At 63.4% G+C, this 18,410-nt stretch carries 19 protein-coding genes; 3 read left to right on the top strand and 16 right to left on the bottom strand.

The window, feature by feature from the left end; all coding sequences use genetic code 11:
- Positions 1-98: 98 nt before the first annotated feature.
- From ACVIGA_RS35245 to ACVIGA_RS35210, 8 genes are all read right to left on the bottom strand, one after another.
- Positions 99-311: a hypothetical protein gene (locus tag ACVIGA_RS35245; RefSeq protein ID WP_092125205.1), complete on the bottom strand. Its 213-nt coding sequence runs from the start codon at positions 309-311 to the stop codon at positions 99-101.
- A 425-nt stretch (positions 312-736) separates the two neighbouring features.
- Positions 737-1,048: a hypothetical protein gene (locus tag ACVIGA_RS35240; RefSeq protein ID WP_456669624.1), complete on the bottom strand. Its 312-nt coding sequence runs from the start codon at positions 1,046-1,048 to the stop codon at positions 737-739.
- 102 nt (positions 1,049-1,150) lie between these two features.
- The gene (locus ACVIGA_RS35235; protein WP_456669623.1) at positions 1,151-1,354 is read right to left on the bottom strand and encodes a hypothetical protein; all 204 of its coding nucleotides are present in this window, start codon (positions 1,352-1,354) and stop codon (positions 1,151-1,153) included.
- Positions 1,335-2,405, bottom strand: coding sequence for an NAD-dependent epimerase (locus ACVIGA_RS35230; protein ID WP_456669622.1), 1,071 nt, complete (start codon positions 2,403-2,405; stop codon positions 1,335-1,337). The genes ACVIGA_RS35235 and ACVIGA_RS35230 overlap by 20 nt, the downstream gene beginning before the upstream one ends.
- Before the next feature lie 55 nt (positions 2,406-2,460).
- Positions 2,461-2,877 carry a hypothetical protein gene (locus tag ACVIGA_RS35225; RefSeq protein ID WP_223968306.1) on the bottom strand — a complete coding sequence of 139 codons (417 nt, stop codon included), beginning with the start codon at positions 2,875-2,877 and terminating at the stop codon, positions 2,461-2,463.
- A 55-nt stretch (positions 2,878-2,932) separates the two neighbouring features.
- The gene (locus ACVIGA_RS35220; protein ID WP_223968305.1) at positions 2,933-3,208 is read right to left on the bottom strand and encodes a hypothetical protein; all 276 of its coding nucleotides are present in this window, start codon (positions 3,206-3,208) and stop codon (positions 2,933-2,935) included.
- A 158-nt stretch (positions 3,209-3,366) separates the two neighbouring features.
- Complete coding sequence (locus tag ACVIGA_RS35215; RefSeq protein WP_456669621.1) at positions 3,367-3,699, bottom strand: hypothetical protein; 333 nt, start codon at positions 3,697-3,699, stop codon at positions 3,367-3,369.
- A 27-nt stretch (positions 3,700-3,726) separates the two neighbouring features.
- A complete protein-coding gene (locus ACVIGA_RS35210) occupies positions 3,727-3,885 on the bottom strand; it encodes a hypothetical protein (protein WP_223968303.1) in 159 nt (52 codons plus the stop codon).
- Between the two features lie 820 nt (positions 3,886-4,705).
- Between ACVIGA_RS35210 and ku the strand changes: the two genes are divergently transcribed.
- The gene (gene ku / locus ACVIGA_RS35205) at positions 4,706-5,683 is read left to right on the top strand and encodes a non-homologous end joining protein Ku (RefSeq protein ID WP_223968302.1); all 978 of its coding nucleotides are present in this window, start codon (positions 4,706-4,708) and stop codon (positions 5,681-5,683) included.
- Between the two features lie 215 nt (positions 5,684-5,898).
- Here ku and ACVIGA_RS35200 read toward each other — a convergent pair whose 3' ends face one another.
- Positions 5,899-6,123, bottom strand: a complete 225-nt coding sequence (locus ACVIGA_RS35200) for a Flp family type IVb pilin (protein WP_456669620.1) — start codon at positions 6,121-6,123, stop codon at positions 5,899-5,901.
- 262 nt (positions 6,124-6,385) lie between these two features.
- Here ACVIGA_RS35200 and ACVIGA_RS35195 point away from each other — a divergent pair, with 262 nt between their 5' ends.
- Together ACVIGA_RS35195 and ACVIGA_RS35190 are read left to right on the top strand one after the other, a co-directional pair.
- The gene (locus tag ACVIGA_RS35195; protein WP_456669619.1) at positions 6,386-8,020 is read left to right on the top strand and encodes a thiamine pyrophosphate-requiring protein; all 1,635 of its coding nucleotides are present in this window, start codon (positions 6,386-6,388) and stop codon (positions 8,018-8,020) included.
- Between the two features lie 81 nt (positions 8,021-8,101).
- The gene (locus tag ACVIGA_RS35190; RefSeq protein ID WP_456669618.1) at positions 8,102-9,316 is read left to right on the top strand and encodes an NAD(P)/FAD-dependent oxidoreductase; all 1,215 of its coding nucleotides are present in this window, start codon (positions 8,102-8,104) and stop codon (positions 9,314-9,316) included.
- Between the two features lie 118 nt (positions 9,317-9,434).
- Here the strand turns inward: ACVIGA_RS35190 and ACVIGA_RS35185 are convergent, their stop codons facing one another.
- From ACVIGA_RS35185 to ACVIGA_RS35155, 7 genes are all read right to left on the bottom strand, one after another.
- Positions 9,435-10,676 carry an ABC transporter substrate-binding protein gene (locus ACVIGA_RS35185; protein ID WP_223968299.1) on the bottom strand — a complete coding sequence of 414 codons (1,242 nt, stop codon included), beginning with the start codon at positions 10,674-10,676 and terminating at the stop codon, positions 9,435-9,437.
- Positions 10,677-10,721: 45 nt separating this feature from the next.
- Positions 10,722-12,203: an ATP-binding cassette domain-containing protein gene (locus tag ACVIGA_RS35180; protein WP_456669617.1), complete on the bottom strand. Its 1,482-nt coding sequence runs from the start codon at positions 12,201-12,203 to the stop codon at positions 10,722-10,724.
- Complete coding sequence (locus tag ACVIGA_RS35175; protein WP_375779956.1) at positions 12,204-13,130, bottom strand: branched-chain amino acid ABC transporter permease; 927 nt, start codon at positions 13,128-13,130, stop codon at positions 12,204-12,206.
- A gap of 1 nt (position 13,131) precedes the next feature.
- Complete coding sequence (locus tag ACVIGA_RS35170; RefSeq protein ID WP_092125194.1) at positions 13,132-14,007, bottom strand: branched-chain amino acid ABC transporter permease; 876 nt, start codon at positions 14,005-14,007, stop codon at positions 13,132-13,134.
- Between the two features lie 94 nt (positions 14,008-14,101).
- A complete protein-coding gene (locus ACVIGA_RS35165; protein WP_456670957.1) occupies positions 14,102-15,325 on the bottom strand; it encodes an ABC transporter substrate-binding protein in 1,224 nt (407 codons plus the stop codon).
- Between the two features lie 555 nt (positions 15,326-15,880).
- Positions 15,881-17,473, bottom strand: coding sequence for an MDR family MFS transporter (locus ACVIGA_RS35160; RefSeq protein ID WP_456669616.1), 1,593 nt, complete (start codon positions 17,471-17,473; stop codon positions 15,881-15,883).
- Between the two features lie 192 nt (positions 17,474-17,665).
- A complete protein-coding gene (locus ACVIGA_RS35155; protein WP_456669615.1) occupies positions 17,666-18,187 on the bottom strand; it encodes a YcgN family cysteine cluster protein in 522 nt (173 codons plus the stop codon).
- Between the last annotated feature and the right edge of the window lie 223 nt (positions 18,188-18,410).

Here is an 18,410-nt window from a genome sequence, read left to right as displayed (position 1 = left end):
TAAAATTGAATTGTTCATAGCGGCAGGCGCCGACATCCTCGCCAGACTGGCTTGGATGTGGCCGCAAATTCTGCTCGGTGAGAAATAGGCTGACGACTTTAGCTGTGGTGAACCCGGCGCAATGCGACGCGCGGAGCGTTCTGCTCACGCGACATGCCGAACGAACGAGACGCCCCCGGACGCTCGTGGATTTCACGCAACGCGGCGATATCAAGCATCAGCGCAACGACTTCGTTGCGCAGCGATTGATTGGTCGCGAGCAACGCCTCTTCGATTGGCTGATGCGAATGTTGAACTTTGTGCTGCTTCATGGCGCGCCCTCGCTCTGCGGTTAAGGGTATGAGCGATGTGATTGAAGTTTCAATGACAGAGTTAGATCACACACATGGAATGCGGTTAATGGGGCAGGTTTGCGACAAACGTGGCTCCGCGTTAAATTTTCTCAACCAGGTTCCACAACCTGATCGCGAAAAGTTCGATCGATGGCCTTATATGTGTCGTGGCGATGGGATGTCGGCGGCAGCGACGAGACGCGCGGTCAAAGAGCGCAGCTGGAACGGACCATGAGGCGCGACCAAGAGCATGAAATCATTTGACGATCGTTGATCGCGGCGATCGCGGTCGAAACCGGCGACGCGCCTGCCGGCTATCACAATGTCGCCGCGTGAACGGCTCGGGACTTGATGAGGTGTTCCAGCCTCGAACCAGATATTCCACCAAACACGGCGTGCACACACTAAATCTGCTGCTTTCGATCAATCGGTTTTTTCGCCGCGCATAACAGCTTGAACCGAGCGGCATGGATGCAGCGAACCGACGCCGCGTCCTGTCCATTGAGCGCAGAATGTTTCGATCCGTTTCGGATATCGAGATCGAGGATCTGGGCATTCTGATCCGCCCTCACGATGCGGCGAAGGGAATCAACGCCACACATGCGATCATGCGAGACATTCGCCTCGACCTGAGCCGAACGCGACAATGCTATTCTAATTCGAAATGAGTGATATTGAGGCGTTTCGACTTCAGCGGAGGCAGCGAACGCCCGCATTCTCATCTCATAGGCGCTTGCACGATTGCCACGGCGGACAACAGCGATTCGACCAACCGCCATAAGGATCGCTAATTCGCAATGCGCGTCGGGGATCGCGCGCTATTTCCGTTTGACAGGCGTGTCGTCGTCCATCTTGCCGCCATTGGCGACGCACCTGTTGAAAATGGCGCTGGACATGATGATCACGGCTGACGCGAACGCAAAACCACTGACAACTCTCGTTGCCGCACTCCGTTCCACGCCGAGCCAGGTTTTTCTCGCGCCGGAATTCGCAACGAGCGCGCTACGTCCGATCGACGTCATGATAAGCGCGGTACCAGGCGACAAATTTGGCAATGCCGTCCTCGATCCGCGTCTGCGGCCGAAAGCCGATCTCACGCTCCAGATCGGAGACATCGGCCGACGTCTCCAGGACATCCCCAGGTTGCATTGGCAACAACTGCTTTTCGGCCTGCCGGCCGAAGCCCTGCTCAAGCAGTGCCACCACATGCATCAGTTCTTCCGGCCTGGAGTTGCCGATGTTGTAGACGCGCCACGGCGCCTTGCTCGACCCCGGATCGGGATGCGCTCCCGACCAGTTGACGTCGCCTTCGGGCGCGCGGCCGATCAGCCGCACCATCGCCTCGACCACGTCATCGACATAGGTGAAGTCGCGCCGCATGTTGCCGTTGTTGAACAACTGGATCGGTTTCCCGCCGGTGATCGCGTCCGCGAACGCGTAGAGCGCCATGTCCGGCCGATACCAGGTCCCGTACACGGTGAAGAACCGCAGCCCTGTCGTCGGGATCCGATAGAGGTGGCTATAGGAGTGAGCGAGCAGCTCGTTGGCCTTCTTGGTAGCCGCATACAGGCTGATCGGATGATCGACGTTGTCGTGGACCGAGAACGGCAGCTTGGTGTTGGCGCCGTAGACCGACGATGACGACGCAAACAGCAGATGCCGGCACGCAGTATGTCGGCAGCCCTCGAGGACGTTGAGGAAGCCCTCCAGATTGGAATCCAAATAGGCATGCGGATTCTGCAGGGAATAGCGCACGCCGGCCTGCGCCGCGAGATGCACCACGACCTCGAAGCGATAGCGCTCGAACAGCGCTTTCATCCCGGCACGGTCGGCGAGGTCAAGTTCCAGGAAGGTGAAGCCGCGGTGCTGCTTGAGCAGATCGAGCCGCGCCTGCTTGAGCGCCGGATCATAATACTGGTTCAGATTGTCGATGCCGATCACCGGCTGCCCTGCCCGCAGCAAATGCTCAGCCAGATGAAAGCCGATAAAGCCGGCGCAGCCCGTGACGAGTAGATTGCCTGCGATCACCACGTTTCGCCTGTGCCTTTCGCCTTGCGCCGGACCAGGCCGCATACGCCGTCAGGCGCGGGCCGCAGCTTCTGGCTTCGCGTTGCGGCCGCGGGGCGCGTCAGTTGCTGCCGGCCGGAGGTATGTAGTCCGGAAAGCGGCTCAGGACCGCGGCCTTCATGAACTTGAAGTGCGCGATCTCGGTCGCCAGTTCCTTCAGCCGACGCTGGCCGTTGGAGATCTCGGCGTCAAACAGGTCCTGATGATGGTTGTCAAGCGCCTCGCGTTCCAGATACTCGTCGGTGCCGTTGCCGAGCGTCACCGCCGCGCGGGCCAGAACATCGTCGACACGTCGGCCAAGGCCGGATTGCTCGCTTTCGGCTGCCTGCAACGCCGCCTCGATCGCGGCCATGATCGATCCGATCCGGGCGCGATCGGTCTCGGCATCGCGCTCAGCCGAGCGCGCCTTGAAACCTTCCTCGCCACGCCGCGACCTGACCAGGTCGTGCGCGCGAGCCCGCAAAAACAGCTGAAACATCTGTCAGTATCCGGTTCGGGCCCACTCAGGCAGTATCGCTCAAAATCGCCCGGTCTTAGTTAAAAAAGGGTGAATTGCCCGCTTGCCCGGCCCTCAGGTCGGCCTTCCACTGGATCCAGGCCTTGTCGTGCTTGTCATAGAGCTCGAGCCAGCGTCCCTCGACGGCCGACGGCATCAGTTCCGCTCCCTGGGCTTCCCCGCCCAGCATCGGCAGCGAGGTGTCCAGTCCTTCGAATTCAGATGTCTCTTCGAGCGTGAGACCGACCAGCACGCGCTTTCCACTGACATCGACGACATACCGCCTTGGCGAATGCCCCCTGAGATCATTCATGCTGTGCAAGTTCCCTCACGATGCGCGGGCCGACGGAAAGACCCAGCCGGCACGCGAACCCGGCCCCGCTGCCGCAACGAAGACAAGATGACCGATTGCATGTCGCCCGCCAACCCCAACTCACGACACTGTCGCGCTACCCCTGTCGAGCTAGCCCGCTAGAACGCACGGCGCATGTGGCCGAATGCGGTAACCGGCTGCTCCCGCCGCGACGATTTCGCCGCTGACGGCGCAACATAGGGCGCGTAGATCCGATATTGCGCGCGCCGCTTGCGCGACCGCCACGCGCGCGTGGCGAAACCGGAGCAGAAGCCGGCGACGAACGCCGCCGCAAGGATGAGAACAGGAGAGAGCATCACATTCGTCCACGTTGATCCGATGTTATTAACATTCGGAGTTGTGACGACATCATGATTGCGCGCGCCGAAAGAATGTTCAGCCGCTGGAATTTTTTGTGCAGTCGAACCGCGCAACGATGACCAGGCGCCCACGCCGGTTGTTCTCGGGGGCGACGCGCCTCAGGAGAACCACCACAGCATGAATTTCAGGAACATCGAGCTGAGAAGATAAATCCACCCCGCCATCGCCAGCAGCGTCAGCCCGACGAATACACCTGAAACGCTTTTCTCCTTGAAACGCGCCAGCAGCGAGTTTTTTTCTTCTTGCGGATAGAACATCTCGAGCTCAAGACGCATCTGATTCAAATCAGCTAGCAGCCAATTTCGATGATCTCATGACGCGTCACGGCAGCAATTCGCCCGGCGCGTCACAGATATCCACCCGCAAAATCTCGTGAAGCAGCGGGCCCGCGCTCAAGAAGATTGCTGGTCAAGGCTTGGCTCAAGAAAACAGGGATCGCCTCCTGCGATCGCAGCAGCCCGCGCGCCGGAATTTTCAGTTGCGTGATATTGCGGTCGAGGCCGCGGATGCGCGTCGCGCATCAAGCCGATCGCCGAGCCCGGGAATGCCAGGCGACCGCATGCGCGACGGCCGTGGCGAGATGCGGGCGTGATCGACCGCACACCCCGCAAGCGCATGGCGGCCGTTCTGCTTGTATCTCAGTTTAACAATCGAGACCTGCATGCAGGAGACCAGCGATCGTCACACCCGGAAAAGGCAACTAGACAATTCCGGGGATCAAGACTGCGAGCCCGGCGGAGGCCGTGAGCGGCGCGAGAACCGATGGTCCGGGCTCGGCCTGGCGCGCCCCGGTCGGGTTTCGGTGACCAGACCGTGTCGTTCCGTTGCGATGGCGACCTTTTTGCTTAAGCGCCTGAAATTCCGGCGATTGCCGCTCCCCTGCGGAGGCCGCCGCGTGATCCGGAGTGAGGTTCCGAGCCGTTGAAGGCTGTCCAACGGCTGGCGCCGCCGCCGCGTCAAACGGGCGCAGGCTTGGGGCCACGGTTAACGCCGTTGCCAGATTCACCGGGCCGCGTTGTTTCAAACCAGGGTTCCCGGTGTTATCCTTGACCGTTCCGCGTAATCGGAGTTTTCCCTATGGCCCCCCGCGCCAACTGGAAGGGCTTTTTGCGCCTTTCGCTCGTGACTTGCCCGGTTGCCCTGTACCCGGCGACGTCGGATACCGAGAAGGTCTCCTTCAACCAGATCAACCGCAAGACCGGCCACCGGATCAAATACGCCAAGGTCGATGCGGAGACCGGCGAGGAAGTCTCCACCGACGACATCATGAAGGGCTACAAGGTCGACACCGACACCTATATCGAGGTCACCAAGGAAGAGCTCGACGACATCGCGCTGGATTCGACTCGCACCATCGAGATCGACGAATTCGTGCCGCGCAGCGAGATCGACAGCCGCTATCTGATCCGCCCCTATTATCTGGTTCCCGACGGCAAGGTCGGCCACGACGCCTTCGCGGTGATCCGCGAGACCATCCGCAGCATGGACAAGGTCGCGATCGGCCGCGTGGTGCTGACCAACCGCGAGCACATCATCGCGCTCGAGCCGCTCGACAACGGGCTGATGGGCACGCTGTTGCGCTACCCCTATGAGGTGCGCAGCGAGAAGGAATATTTCGACGACATCCAGGATGTGAAGATCACCAAGGATATGCTCGATCTCGCCAAACACATCGTCGAGCAGAAGTCCGGCGAATTCGATCCGGAGGAGTTCGAGGATCGCTACGAGCAGGCGCTGATCGACCTAATCAACCAGAAGCGCAACGGCATCAAGATCGCCAAGCCCGCGGCCAAGGCCAGCGGCAATGTCATCAACCTGATGGACGCGCTGAAGAAGAGCCTCGCCAACGAGAAGCAGGCCGCTCCCGCCAAGGCCGAGGCAAAGGCGGCGAAAGGCAAGAAGCCGAAGAAGCGCATCGAAGGCCAGCGCGAGATGCTGCTGCCGATCTCGGGCAGCGGCAAGCGCGAGCCCAAGGAGGCCGTCAAGCCCGAGCCGAAGAAGGCCGAGAAGCCCGCGCGTGCGCAGGGCACCGCGGCGCGGAAGAAGGCGGGCTGAGGTCGCGGCGCTGCAGCAGGCGGCCGGCTACATCATCAAGCTATCGGAGCACACCCAGCAGCAGGCGCGCTGGTAGCTTGCGGTTGCGCATCTGATCAGCGCGGCAGAACGAGGTGCGGGTGGCTGATGTTCGCGCGCATCACGATGCTGCGCGCGCTGAATGGAGACGGCGGAGGCGACTGACTCAGAAAGTATGAAGCGGTGTCCGGTGGCGCTTACTTGAATGCCGAACTGACGGCAGTGAATTGGCCGCTCACAGTGGTGCCGATGCCTCGGACGCCGGCGACGATCACGATGCTGATGCCGCCGGCAATGATGGCGTATTCGATCGCCGTAGCTCCGACGTCATCACGCAGAAATCTTGCAAGCAACGCGCGCATGAAAAGCTCCTGTCCGACGCCCGCGGCTTTTTCTCCCGCGCCGTAGTAATATGCCAGCAAAACTAGGCCACATTGGTTGACGGCGCATTGATGGACAGGATGAACGATCGCTTAAGGGTTGCAGAGAAACTCGATACTAGTTCTGCCTGCATCCTGACCTCGCCCCGCGAGCCAGCGCGCCGCGATTGGGCTTAAACGCATATCAGGACTACCTGATCCGGCCCCGGCGACGCTTTACCCTCGCGGTGAAATCCTGTTCCTTTATCGGACAGGACGACAACGAGGCCGGAACGAACCGGCCGCATCCAAGGGAGTGACCGTCATGAAGCTCGGCACCGCGATCGCGGAAATCATGAAGCGCGAGGGGATCGAGATCCTCACGGGCTACCCGGTCAACCACCTGATCGAATACGCTGCCGCCGCCGACATCCGCCCCGTGATGGTGCGCCAGGAGCGCATCGGCGTGCACATGGCGGACGCGATCTCCCGCGTCACCTCGGGCGAAAAGATCGGCGCGTTCTGCATGCAGCACGGACCGGGGGCCGAGAACGCGATGGGCGGCGTCGCGCAATGCTACGGCGAATCCGTACCGGTGCTCGTGCTGCCGATGGGTTATGCGCGCCGGCTCGCCAACATCGATCCGAACTTCAATTCCAGCCAGACGATGAAGGCGTTCTCGAAATCCTCGGAGCCGATCAACATCGCCGCGGAAGTCTGCAACATCTTCCGTCGCGCCTTCACCAAGCTGAAGAACGGCCGCGGCGGCCCTGTGATCGTCGAGATCCCCGCCGACATGTGGAACGAGGAGGTGCCGGAGCCGCTGAACTACACGCCGGTGCTGCGCACCCGGTACGGCGCCGATCCCGTGCATGTGAAGGAAGCCGCAGCCCTCCTCGTCAGCGCCAAGCGTCCGGTGATCTATGCCGGCCAGGGCGTGCATTACGCAAAGGCGTGGCCGCAGCTGAAGCGACTCGCCGAGCGGCTCGCGATCCCCGTCACCACGAGCCTCGGCGGCAAGTCGTCATTCCCGGAGACCCATCCGCTGTCGCTCGGTTCCGGCGGCCTTGCCGTGCCGCGCGCGGTGCCGAAATTCCTCACTGAGGCCGATGTGATCTTCGGCATCGGCTGCTCCTTCACCGAGACGTCGTTCGGCATCGCGATGCCGAAGGGCAAGACCATCATCCATTCGACGCTCGATCCGAACCACATCAACAAGGATGTCGAGGCCAGGATCGGTTTGGTCGGCGACGCCGGCCTGGTGCTCGACGCGCTGCTGGAGGAGATCGGCAAGACCGTGACCGCGGACCGCAACGCGAGCGCGGTCGCGGAAGAGATCGCCGCCTCCCACAAGGAATGGCTCGCCAAGTGGATGCCGAAGCTGACGCATAACGATGCGCCGCTCAATCCCTACCGGGTGCTGTGGGACCTGCAGCACACCGTCGACATCCATAACACCATCATCACCCACGACGCCGGCAGCCCGCGCGATCAGCTCTCGCCGTTCTGGAAATCGGTCGAGCCGCTATCCTATATCGGCTGGGGGAAGACCACGCAGCTCGGCTATGGTCTCGGCCTCGCGATGGGCGCCAAGCTGGCAAAGCCGGACAAGCTCTGCATCAATGTCTGGGGCGACGCCGCGATCGGCTTCACGGGGATGGATTTCGAGACCGCGGTGCGCGAGCGGATTCCGATCATGTCGATCCTGCTCAACAATTTCTCGATGGCGATCGAATTGAAGGTAATGCCGATCTCGACCGAGAAATACCGTTCGACCGATATCTCCGGCGACTACGCCGCGATGGCGCGGGCCTTCGGCGGCTATGGCGAGCGGGTGACCAAGCCCGAAGACATCATCCCCGCGATCAAGCGCGGCATCCAGAAGACCAGGGAAGGCGTGCCGGTGCTGCTGGAATTCATCACCAGCAAGGAGACCGAGGTATCGCGGCCGGGGACGTGAGGCACCTCACACGCCCTCGCCCACTTGATTTGACCTCGCCTGCGCAGGCAAGCTCCCTCCACGAGAAGACCGGAGGGAGAGATGGCGCGTGTTCTGGTGCTGGGTGCCGGCTTTGCCGGTCTGTGGGCGGCGCTTGGTGCGGCCCGCAAGCGCGACGAGATCGGCGCGCGGGCCGAGGACACCGAGATTCTCGTCGTCGATCGCAACCCCTATCACAACATCCGGGTGCGCAATTACGAGGTCGACCTCGGCGATGTCGCACTGCCGCTCAAGGACCTGCTCGATCCGGTCGGCGTCGGGCATAGGGTGGCTGACGTCACGGCGATCGATCCGGCGAAGCGCGAGGTCGTCGTCAAGACTGGCTCCAGCGCGGAGACGCTGAGCTATGATCGGCTGGTGCTGACGACCGGCAGCGAGCTGGTGCGCCCCGCGATATCAGGCCTTGCCGCACACGGCTTCGATGTCGACACCTTCGAAGCAGCCACGCGCCTCAACACGCATCTTGCCGCGCTCGGCAGGCAGCCGCCCTTGCCGGCTCGCGCGACGGTGGCGGTGGTCGGCGCAGGGTTCACCGGGATCGAGGTTGCGGCCGAGATGCCGGCCAAGCTCGCGCAAGCGGGCATCGCCGGCGATCACCGCATCGTCCTGATCGATCCCAATCCGGTGGTCGGTGCGACGTTCGGCGCGCATGGCCGTCCCGTCATCAACGAGGCGCTGGCCGCGCTCGGCGTCGAGACGCGGCTGAACGTCAGGGTCAGCGCCGTCGGCGCCGAAAGCATCACGCTGGATAGCGGCGAGATCATTCCGGCCGCAACCGTGGTGTGGTGCGGCGGCATGCACGCGAGCCCTCTCGCCGCTCTGCTGCCGGCGACGCGCGATGCGCTCGGCCGCATCGCCGTGGATCATTACATGCGCGCCGAGGGCCTCAACGGCGTGTTCGCCGCGGGCGACGTTGCCGCCTGCCTGATCGATGGCGAGCATCCGACCGTGATGTCGTGCCAGTTCGCGCGGCCGATGGGCCGCTTTGCCGGCCACAATGTGGTCGCGGATCTGTTCGGCGAAAAGCTGCTGCCGCTCAATATCGATTGGTATGTGACAGTGCTCGATCTCGGCGCCTGGGGCGCGCTCTACACCACCGGCTGGGACCGCGAGGTGCACACCACGGGCGCTGCCGCCAAGCTCACCAAGCAGACCATCAACCAGCAACGCATCTATCCGCCGCGCAACGGCGATCGCGCCGCACTGTTTGCGTCCGCCGCGCCGACGATCCAGACGGCACCGCCGACGCGGAAGTAGTTAGGGGCTCACATTCACCGATCGTCATTGCGAGCGAAGCGAAGCAATCCACCCCTCCACGCCGGGATAGATGGATTGCTTCGTCGCTTTGCTCCTCGCAATGACGGCGAGTAGTCTGTTACTGCGACAGCTTCACGAAATCCGGGAACTTCAGCTTCCCTTCCGCGATCGCCTTCGGCCACACCGTGATCTGCTTGCCGCCCTGCCACTGGAACACGAGGCCGGTGACGGCGCCCGGGCCGGCCTTGATGCCGTGGGTGAACTCGTCGCTCTTGCCGTAGAACTGGATCTTGCCGATCGTGCCCTCGAAATCCGTCTTCTCGAGCTCGGTGACCATCTTGTCCGGATCGGTCGAGCCGGCGCGCTGGATCGCCTCCGCAATGATGTAGACCTCGTCATAGGCGGTGTAGCCGGTATAGGCCGGCGGCGTGCCGAACTTGGCCTTGAACGCCGCGGCGAACGGCTTGGTCTTCGGGGTGACAGCGACGTCGGGCGTCGCCACCGCGAGCGAGGGCACGCCTTCGGCGGCGCCGTTGGTGTCGCCCCAGAACGTCGGGCTCAGCGCCTGCGCGCTGATGCCGAACATCGGGATCGGCACCTGCTGGTTCTTCCACTGCACCGTGGGCTGCACGCCGACATGGGAGATGCCGGTGACGATCACGTCGGGCTTGGCCGCTTCCATCTTGTTGAAGATCGGCGTGAAGTCGGTGGTGTCGGGCGAGAAGCGGATGTGCTCGACGACCTTCAACCCGGCCTTGGGCAGACAGGCCTCGTAGCCGATGTCGAGCGGCTTGGTCCACGCCGCATCCTCGCTCATGATCGCCACCGACTTGAACTTGAGCTGGTCGACCAGCAGTTCCTTGGCTGCGTCGCAGACCAGCTGCGCCTGCGCTGCCGAGGTCAGGTAGCCGTGGAAGGTGTACTTGTTCTTCTCATAATCGTTGTGCACCGCCTTGGTGATCTCGTTCGAGGCAGCGCCGGGCGTGATCAGCGGCATCTTCAGCCGCGAAGCCCACGGCTCCAGTGCCAGCACGACCTCGCTGATGTAGCTCGCGATCACGGCCGAAACCTTGTCCTCGCTCACCGCGCGCTGAAACGCGCGCACCGAATCCGCCGACGAGCTCTTGTTGTCGTAGGTGACGATCTCGATCTTGCGGCCCATCACGCCGCCCTTGGCGTTGATCTCGTCGGCGGCGATCTGCGCGCCGCCCGGGGTTGCCGCACCCGCGATCGACTGCACCTCGGCGATGACGCCGATCTTGATCGGGTCGTTGGACTGCGCATAGGCCGGCGCCGCAAGGCACAGCGCGAGCGCCGAGGCCAACAGGCTGACGCGGGTGGCGGTTGAATATGCTGACATCGTGATCTCCCTTGCTTTGTTTTGTTATTCTTCAAACTTCGAACGTCAGAGAAAGTCCTTGCCGGCCTCCGCGGCGAACCGGCCCGGATCGCCCTCCCAGACGATCCGCGCGTGCTCGAGCACATAGACGCGGTCGGCATGCGGAAGCGCGAAGGTCACGTTCTGCTCGCCGAGCAGCACCGTGATCTTGGTGGTCTGGCGCAGCTTCTCCAGCGCCTTCGACAACAGTTCGAGGATGACGGGCGCAAGGCCCAGCGTCGGCTCGTCGAGGATCAGGATCTGCGGCTGCATCATCAGCGCGCGGCCGATCGCCAGCATCTGCTGCTCGCCGCCGGACAGAGTCTGCGCCATCTGTCCCTGGCGCTCCTTCAGGATCGGGAACAACTCGAACAGCCAGGCGAGTTGCTTGGCCCGCGCCGCGTCGTCGAGATGCTGGCCGCCGAGATCGAGGTTTTCCCGCACCGTCATCTCGCCGAACAATTCGCGCGATTCCGGGCATTGCACGAGGCCCGAGCGGGCGATCTTGGCAGGTCCCGTTCCGCGCAACTTCTCGCCGCCGCGCAGGATCTCCCCGGCATAGGGCAGGAAGCCCGAGATGGTGTTGAACAACGTGGTCTTGCCGGCACCGTTGAGGCCGACGATCGAGACGAACTCGCCCTCATGGACGTGGATCGAGACATTCTCCAGCGCCTGTGCCTTGCCGTAATGCACGCTGACATTCTCGACCTGCAGCAGTGGCACCTTGTCCTTGAACGAGGTCTCGGGCCGCGCATGGGTCTCGATCGCGCCGCCGAGATAGACCCGCCGCACGGTCTCGTTCTTCATCACGTCCTCGGCGCGGCCGGTCGTGATCTCCTCGCCGAGATACATCGCAAGCACGCGGTCGACCAGCGCGGCGACGCTCTTGACGTTGTGGTCGACCAGCATCACCGCGCGGCCCTCGTCGCGGAAGCTGCGGATCAATTGCGAGAACACGCCGACCTCGGTGCTGGTCAGCCCGGCAAAGGGCTCATCGACCAGCACCACCTTCGGGTCGCGCGCGATCGCCTTGGCCAGCTCGAGCCGGCGTAGATCGGCGAACGGCAATGTCGGCGGACGGCGGTCCATCACCGCCCCGAGGCCAACGCGATCCGCGATCCACTTGGCGCGCTCGGTCAGCGCCTTGTCGGGAAACAGCATGAACAGGCTGTCGGGCAGCAGCGCGACCATGATGTTCTCCAGCACGGTCTGCCGGTTGAGCGGCCGCGAGTGCTGGAACACCATGCCAAAGCCCTTGCGCGCGATCTTGTGCGCAGGCAGCCCGGCTACGTTTTCGCCGTCGAACAGCACCTCGCCCGCGGTCGGGCGCTCGATGCCCATCACGCTCTTCATCGCGGTCGACTTGCCCGAGCCGTTCGGCCCGATCAGGCCGAGGATCTCGCCGGGGCGCAGCTCGAAGCTCAGATTCTTCACCGCGGTCAGGCCGCCGAACCGCTTGGTCAGGCCGCGAACTGCGAGTGTCGGAATAGTGGTCACAGTCTGATCCATTTAGGAGCGCGCCTCGCGTGACAGGGCCGCGCCGAGGAAACCGCCGGGGAAGAACAGCACGACGAGCAGAGCCACCGCCGAGACGATGAAGGTCGCTAGCTCGCCGGTCGGACGCAGGAATTCGCCGGCCACGATCAGGAAGATCGCGCCTAACGCCGCGCCCAGCACGGTGCGCCGGCCGCCGAGCACGGCTGAGACGATCACGTTCACACCGACCGCAACATCGACCACGGTGCCGACCGAGGCGGTGCCGAAGTAGAACACCAGCAGCGCCCCCGACAGTCCCGAGAAGAAGGCGCTGACGATGAACGCCGCGAGCTTGTGCTTGACGATGTTGAAGCCGAGCGCGCCGGCCTGCACCGGGTCCTGCCCACTCGCCTGCAGGACGAGGCCGACGGGCGATTGCGACAGGCCATACAGAATGGCCGCGCTGATGGTCATGAAGCCGAGCGCGATCCAGTAGTTCGCCCCGGCATTGATCGTGATGACATCAGGGATGGTGAGCCCGATCTCGCCGCCGGTGAGATCGGCGAACACCACAATGAAATTCTGCAGCATCAGCACCGCGACCAGGGTGGTGAGGCCGAAATACGGTCCTCTCACTCGCAGCGCCGGCAGCGCCAGCACGAAGCCTGCGACCACCGAGGCCAGCGCGCCGAGCAGGATGCAGACATAGACCGACCAGCCGAACTGGTTGTTGAGGATGCCCGCGGTGTAGGCGCCGGTGCCGATCAGGAAGGTCGGCCCGAAATTGACCTCGCCGGCGAAGCCGAACAAGAGGTCCCAGGCCATCGCGAATACGCCGAAATAGAACGCGACGGTGAGCAGGCCGAGGATGTAGCCGGAGACATAGAGCGGCAGCGTCGCGGCAACCACCACGCAGACCAGCGAGATGAAGAACAGGCGCGAGGTGAAGAAGTTGGCCATCTCAGCGCCTCCCCAAGAGGCCTTGAGGCCGGATATACATCACGAACACCAAAAGCAGCAGCGCCGGAATGGTGCGGTAGGCCGGCGAGATCATGTAGGCCGTGATGGTTTCGAGATAGCCGACCACGAAGGCCGCGATCAGCGAACCGGAGACGCTGCCGAGGCCGCCGAGCACCACGATCGAGAATGCGCTCGCGGTCAGCGGCCCGACGCTGTAGGAGCTGACGCCGAGGAACATGCCGAGCAGCACGCCGGCGATACCGGCGAGAATGCCGTAGATGCCCCACACCACGATGTAGATCTGGGTGAGCTCGAGCCCGAGCAAGGTGACGCCGCGCGGGTTCATCGAGGCCGCCAGCACGGCCTTGCCGGTCCTGGTGCGGTTCACCAGCAGCCACAGCAGGCCGATCACGAGGCAGCACACCAGCGCGGTGAAGATGTTGTTGCGCGGCGTGCGGTTGCCGAAGATATCGACGACGCCCTCGACGATCGGCAGCACCGTCTTGGCGTTGTTGGTGAAGAAATAGGCGATCAGCTCCTGGATCATGATGCCCCACAGCAGGGTGCCGGTGAGGACGAAGATTTCCTTCTCCTCATTGGGGATCCGCCTGGAGTTCTGGATCGGCTTCACGACCGCAAAATAGGTCGCGAACGCCATGATCAGCGCCACGCCGACACCGAACAGCGCGCCGGAGTAGATGTCGAGGTGCAGCACGCTGGCCGCGGCCCAGGCCGCGACCGCTGCGGCCACCATGATGGCGCCGTGGGAGAGGTTGAGAACGCCGGAGACACCGAAGATCAGGGTGAAGCCGGTGGCGCCGAGCGCATAGAGCGCACTGATGGCGAAGCCATCGATCAGGATTTGTAAGGCAAGCATCTCAAATCGGCCGCGGCAGCAAAGCTGCCTGTTGTGGAGGACGCGGAACTGAATACGGATGCTCCCGGGACCGGCCCGGGAGCATTGTCATCGGTCAGTTGGTGGTGAGCTTGATGAAGCTCGGGAACTTGAGATCGCTCTTGGCGACCTCCTTCGGCCACACCGCGACCTGCTTGCCGCCCTGCCACTGCAGCATCAGTCCGGTGATCAGGCCTTTGCCGTACTTGATCGAATGGGTGAACGGATCGTCCTTGCCGTAGAACTGGACGCGTCCGATGGTGCCTTCCCAATCGGTCTTCTCCAGCGCATCGACCATCTTGTCGGCCTCGACCGAGCCGGCACGCTTCACCGCATCCGCGATGTAATAGACCTCGTCATAGGCGGTGTAGCCCGCATAGGACGGATAGTTGCCGAAGCGCTTCTTGAAATCCTCCGCGAACGGCACCGACTTCGGCGTCACCGCGACGTTCGGGCCCGACACGCCCTGATACAGCACGCCTTCGGCCGCGTCGTTGGTGTCCTTGCCGAAGGTCTCGTTGGTCGCCTGCGAGGAGATGCCGAACATCGGGATCGGCACCTGCTGGTTCTTCCACTGCACCGTCGGCTGCACACCGACATGCGAGATGCCGGTGATGATGACGTCGGGCTTGGCGGCTTCGACCTTGTTGAAGATCGGCGTGAAGTCGGTGGTATCCGGCGAGAAGCGGATATGGTCGACCACCTTGAGCCCGATCTTGGGCAGGCACTCCTCGTAGCCGACGTCGAGCGGCTTGGTCCACGCCGCGTCCTCGCTCATGATGACCGCAGTCTTCATGTGCTTCTGATCGACCAAGAGCTCCTTGGCGGCATCGCAGACCGACAGCGCGAGCGCCGCCGAGGTCAGGTAGCCGTGGAAGGTGTACTTGTTCTTCTCGTAGTCGGCGTGGACGCTCTTGCTGATCTCGTTGGAGGCCGCGCCGGGCGTGACGAACGGGGTCTTCAGGCGCGACGCCCAAGGCTCGAGCGCCAGCACCACTTCGCTGATATAGCTCGAGATGACGACGTTGACCTTGTCTTCGTTGACCGCGCGCTGGAATGCCCGCACCGAGTCCGCCGAGGACGAGTGATTGTCGTAGGAGACGATCTCGATCTTGCGGCCGTCGATGCCGCCCTTGGCGTTGATCTCGTCGGCGGCGAGTTGCGCCGCCTGCGGGATCGACGCCCCGGCGATCGCCTGCGCTTCGGCGATCACGCCGATCTTGAGGGTGTCGGCGGCCTGCGCGCCGCCGGGCGCGAGCGCCACAAGGCCCAAAGCGGCTGCTCCGGCGAATTGCTGCATCGCATGAAATGGCAGTCGCGAAGTCTTTTTCACCCTGTTTCTCTCCTCTTTTGTTCGGCTGCTTCGAGCTCTTGGGGCCGGACTATAGCTGCGACAAAATGCGCAGCAAGTGAAACTGCGCGCAGATCGCCATGCGTCGACGACAACTAAAGTAGTGGGTGGGCGCTTTGCGGCTGAATAAATATGAGGCAGCGCGGGAATAAGAGCGCGGGGTGCCGGTCTCTCAATTCGTCATTCCGGGTCGAGCGAAGCGAGAGCCCGGAATCCATTCCACCACTTGTTTTGCGGCTCAATGGATTCCGGGCTCGGCCCTGCGGGCCGCCCCGGAATGACGAGGAGATAGGAGCGCCCGCTGCCGCTGATCTGCCCGACGGCGCAAGCCCCGTCGGTAAGCCAATTGGTCGAACACATTCGGCGGCGTCCTGGCGAAAGCCAGGACCCATTACCCCAAATGAGAATTGTTGCGCGATGCTGGGGCCGCGATCCCATCCATCTTCAAACACGGTGGTTATGGGTCCGGGCTTTCGCCAGGACGACAGCAAGGGTGAACCCGCCCTACTCCGCGATCTCGACCGGCTGCGCGGCGGGACCGGCGAGCGGGCGCTCTTCCATCGTGATCATGCAGATGGACGCGGTGGTCAGCAGCACGGCGGCGGCGCCGAACACATAGCGGAATGCGGTGATCATGTCGGCCATCGGGATCGCACCGACGCTGCCGGCGGACGCGGCATGATGCTCGCCGGCGAGCGAGATGTCGGTCCCGAGCGTCATCAGCAGGATGGTGGTGAAGGCAGCAACCGTGAAGGATGCCATCATGGCGCGGAAGAAGTTCATCGCACCGGTCACGGTGCCGACCTGCGGACGCGCCACCGCGTTCTGCAGCGACACCACGCTGATCGGGAATGTGGTGCCGAGCCCGAGCGCGAACACGCTCATCAACAGCAGCAATCCCCACAGCGGCAGCGTCGTCACGGCCATGCCGACGGCGCAGATCGCAGCCACCGAGGTGCCGACGATCGCGACACGCTTGTAGTGCTTGGCCTTCGCCATGGTCCGGCCGGCGATCGCCGCACCGAAGGTCGAGATCGCCGCGAGCGGGATCAGCGCAAGGCCGGCCTCGCTGGCGGTGAGGTGATAGACCACCTCGTAATAGAGCGGCAGGTGCACGGTGAGCCCGACCATCGCGCCGAGCGCGCAGCCGCCCGCGCCCATCGCGAACGGCACCACCGAGCCGCCGAGCAGCGACAGCGGCAGGAACGGCTCGTCGGCGCGGCGCGCGTGCCAGACGAAGGCGCCGGCGAGCGCGATCGAGGCGCCGACCATCGCGGTAATGGTCGGCGACAGCCAGGACAGACGCGTGCCGCCCCAGGTCAGCACCAGCATCAACACGACGGCCGAGGCCATCAGCAGCACGCCGCCGAGCCAGTCGACCTTGCGCTTGCGGTGGAACACCGGGATCTTGCTCATCTTCGGCAACAGCAGCGCCAGCGCCGCCGCCGCGAGCGGCAGGTTGATCCAGAAGATCATCGACCAGTGCAGATGCTCGGCGAACACGCCGCCGACCACCGGGCCGAGAATGCCGCCGGCCATCCAGACGCTGGAGAAATAGGCCTGGTAGCGGCCACGCTCGCGCGGGGTCACCACGTCGGAGATCACGGTCTGCACCACGGGCATGATGCCGCCGCCGCCGAGGCCCTGCAGGCCGCGGGCAATGATCAGCATGGTCATGCTGGGCGCGATCGCGCACAGCACCGAGCCGACCACAAACAGGCTGAGCGAGGTGATGATCATAACGCGGCGGCCGTAGATGTCGCTCAGCGTGCCGAACACCGGCGCCACCGCAGTGGAGGCGAGCAGATAGGCCGTGATCACCCAGGACAGGTTGGTGACGTCGTGAAACTGGCGCCCGATCGTCGGCAGCGCGGTCGCGACGATGGTCTGGTCGAGCGCGGCCAGGAACATCGTCAGCATCAGGCTGATCACGATGGTGCGGACTTCGTCCGGATTGAGCGGCGCCGGCGGCGCCAGCGGCGGCGCGTCGCTGAGTTCGATCACCTCGGTCGGGAGGTGAGACAGCTCTGCGGCAATGTCGTCAGGCAATGTTTCTTGGTCGGCAGGAAAACGGCTCTGCCGTTCATACTTGTTCATTTGGGGCGTAATGCTGCTGCGCGGGCGCGGGCCGCGATGGAATCATTCTCTGATCCGCAATTTATGCAGCAATTCGCTGCTGAGGCAGGCACCTCAGCGCATGGGTGCATCCCACCGCACTGTTCTCGCGGTGACGTGATCGCGACAACACCAGCGCCAGCTCTCGCGGCGGCGTCGTTCTGTCGTGAAAGTTTACTTGGAGGCCTTGGGCCGCTTCTTCAATTGTGCTCGTTTCGGCAGCAGGGCCGGCCAGCGCACGATGTGATCCTCGAGATCGGCGTCGTTGACGTCGAGCTCGGTGCCCTCCACCCGCCCGCGCACCGAGACCCCGGCTTCATGCACGGTGTTGGGATCGCCGGAGATCAGGGGATGCCACCAGTAAAGGTCCCGCCCCTCGGCCACGAGCCGGTAGCCGCAGCTCGGCGGCAGCCAGTTCAGGGTTCGGACGTTCTCGGGTGTCAGGCGGACGCAATCCGGAACCTGGTCGGAGCGGTTCGGATAGTCCTTGCAGGTGCACAGGCCGGAATCGAGCAGCTTGCAGGAGATATGGGTGAAATAGATCTTGCCGGTGTCCTCGTCCTCGAGCTTCTCCAGGCAGCAACGTGCGCAGCCGTCACACAGGCTTTCCCATTCGGCGTTGGACATCTCTTCCAACGTCTTGGTTTTCCAGAAGAATCCCTCCTGGCCCGACGGGCGCTTGGGCGGTGCGGTCATGATATCCCTGACATGGCGGTAAAGCCCTTCTTGGGACGCCGGCGCTCCCTCCGCAAGGGGGGTGATATTGCGGGGTCGAAAAAGCCGGTGGGCAGCGTTAGGGCTTTCATTAAATTCACAAGCCGCGCCATTGGTTTATGGCAGCCGCTCGGATAGAACAACGAACGAGTCCCCAACGACGCAAAAGCGCCTTGGGATTGCCGCAACATCGAAGCAAGACGCT

This window comes from Bradyrhizobium sp. USDA 3240 (genome assembly GCF_054063295.1).
This window is presented reverse-complemented; position numbering and strand designations above follow the sequence as displayed.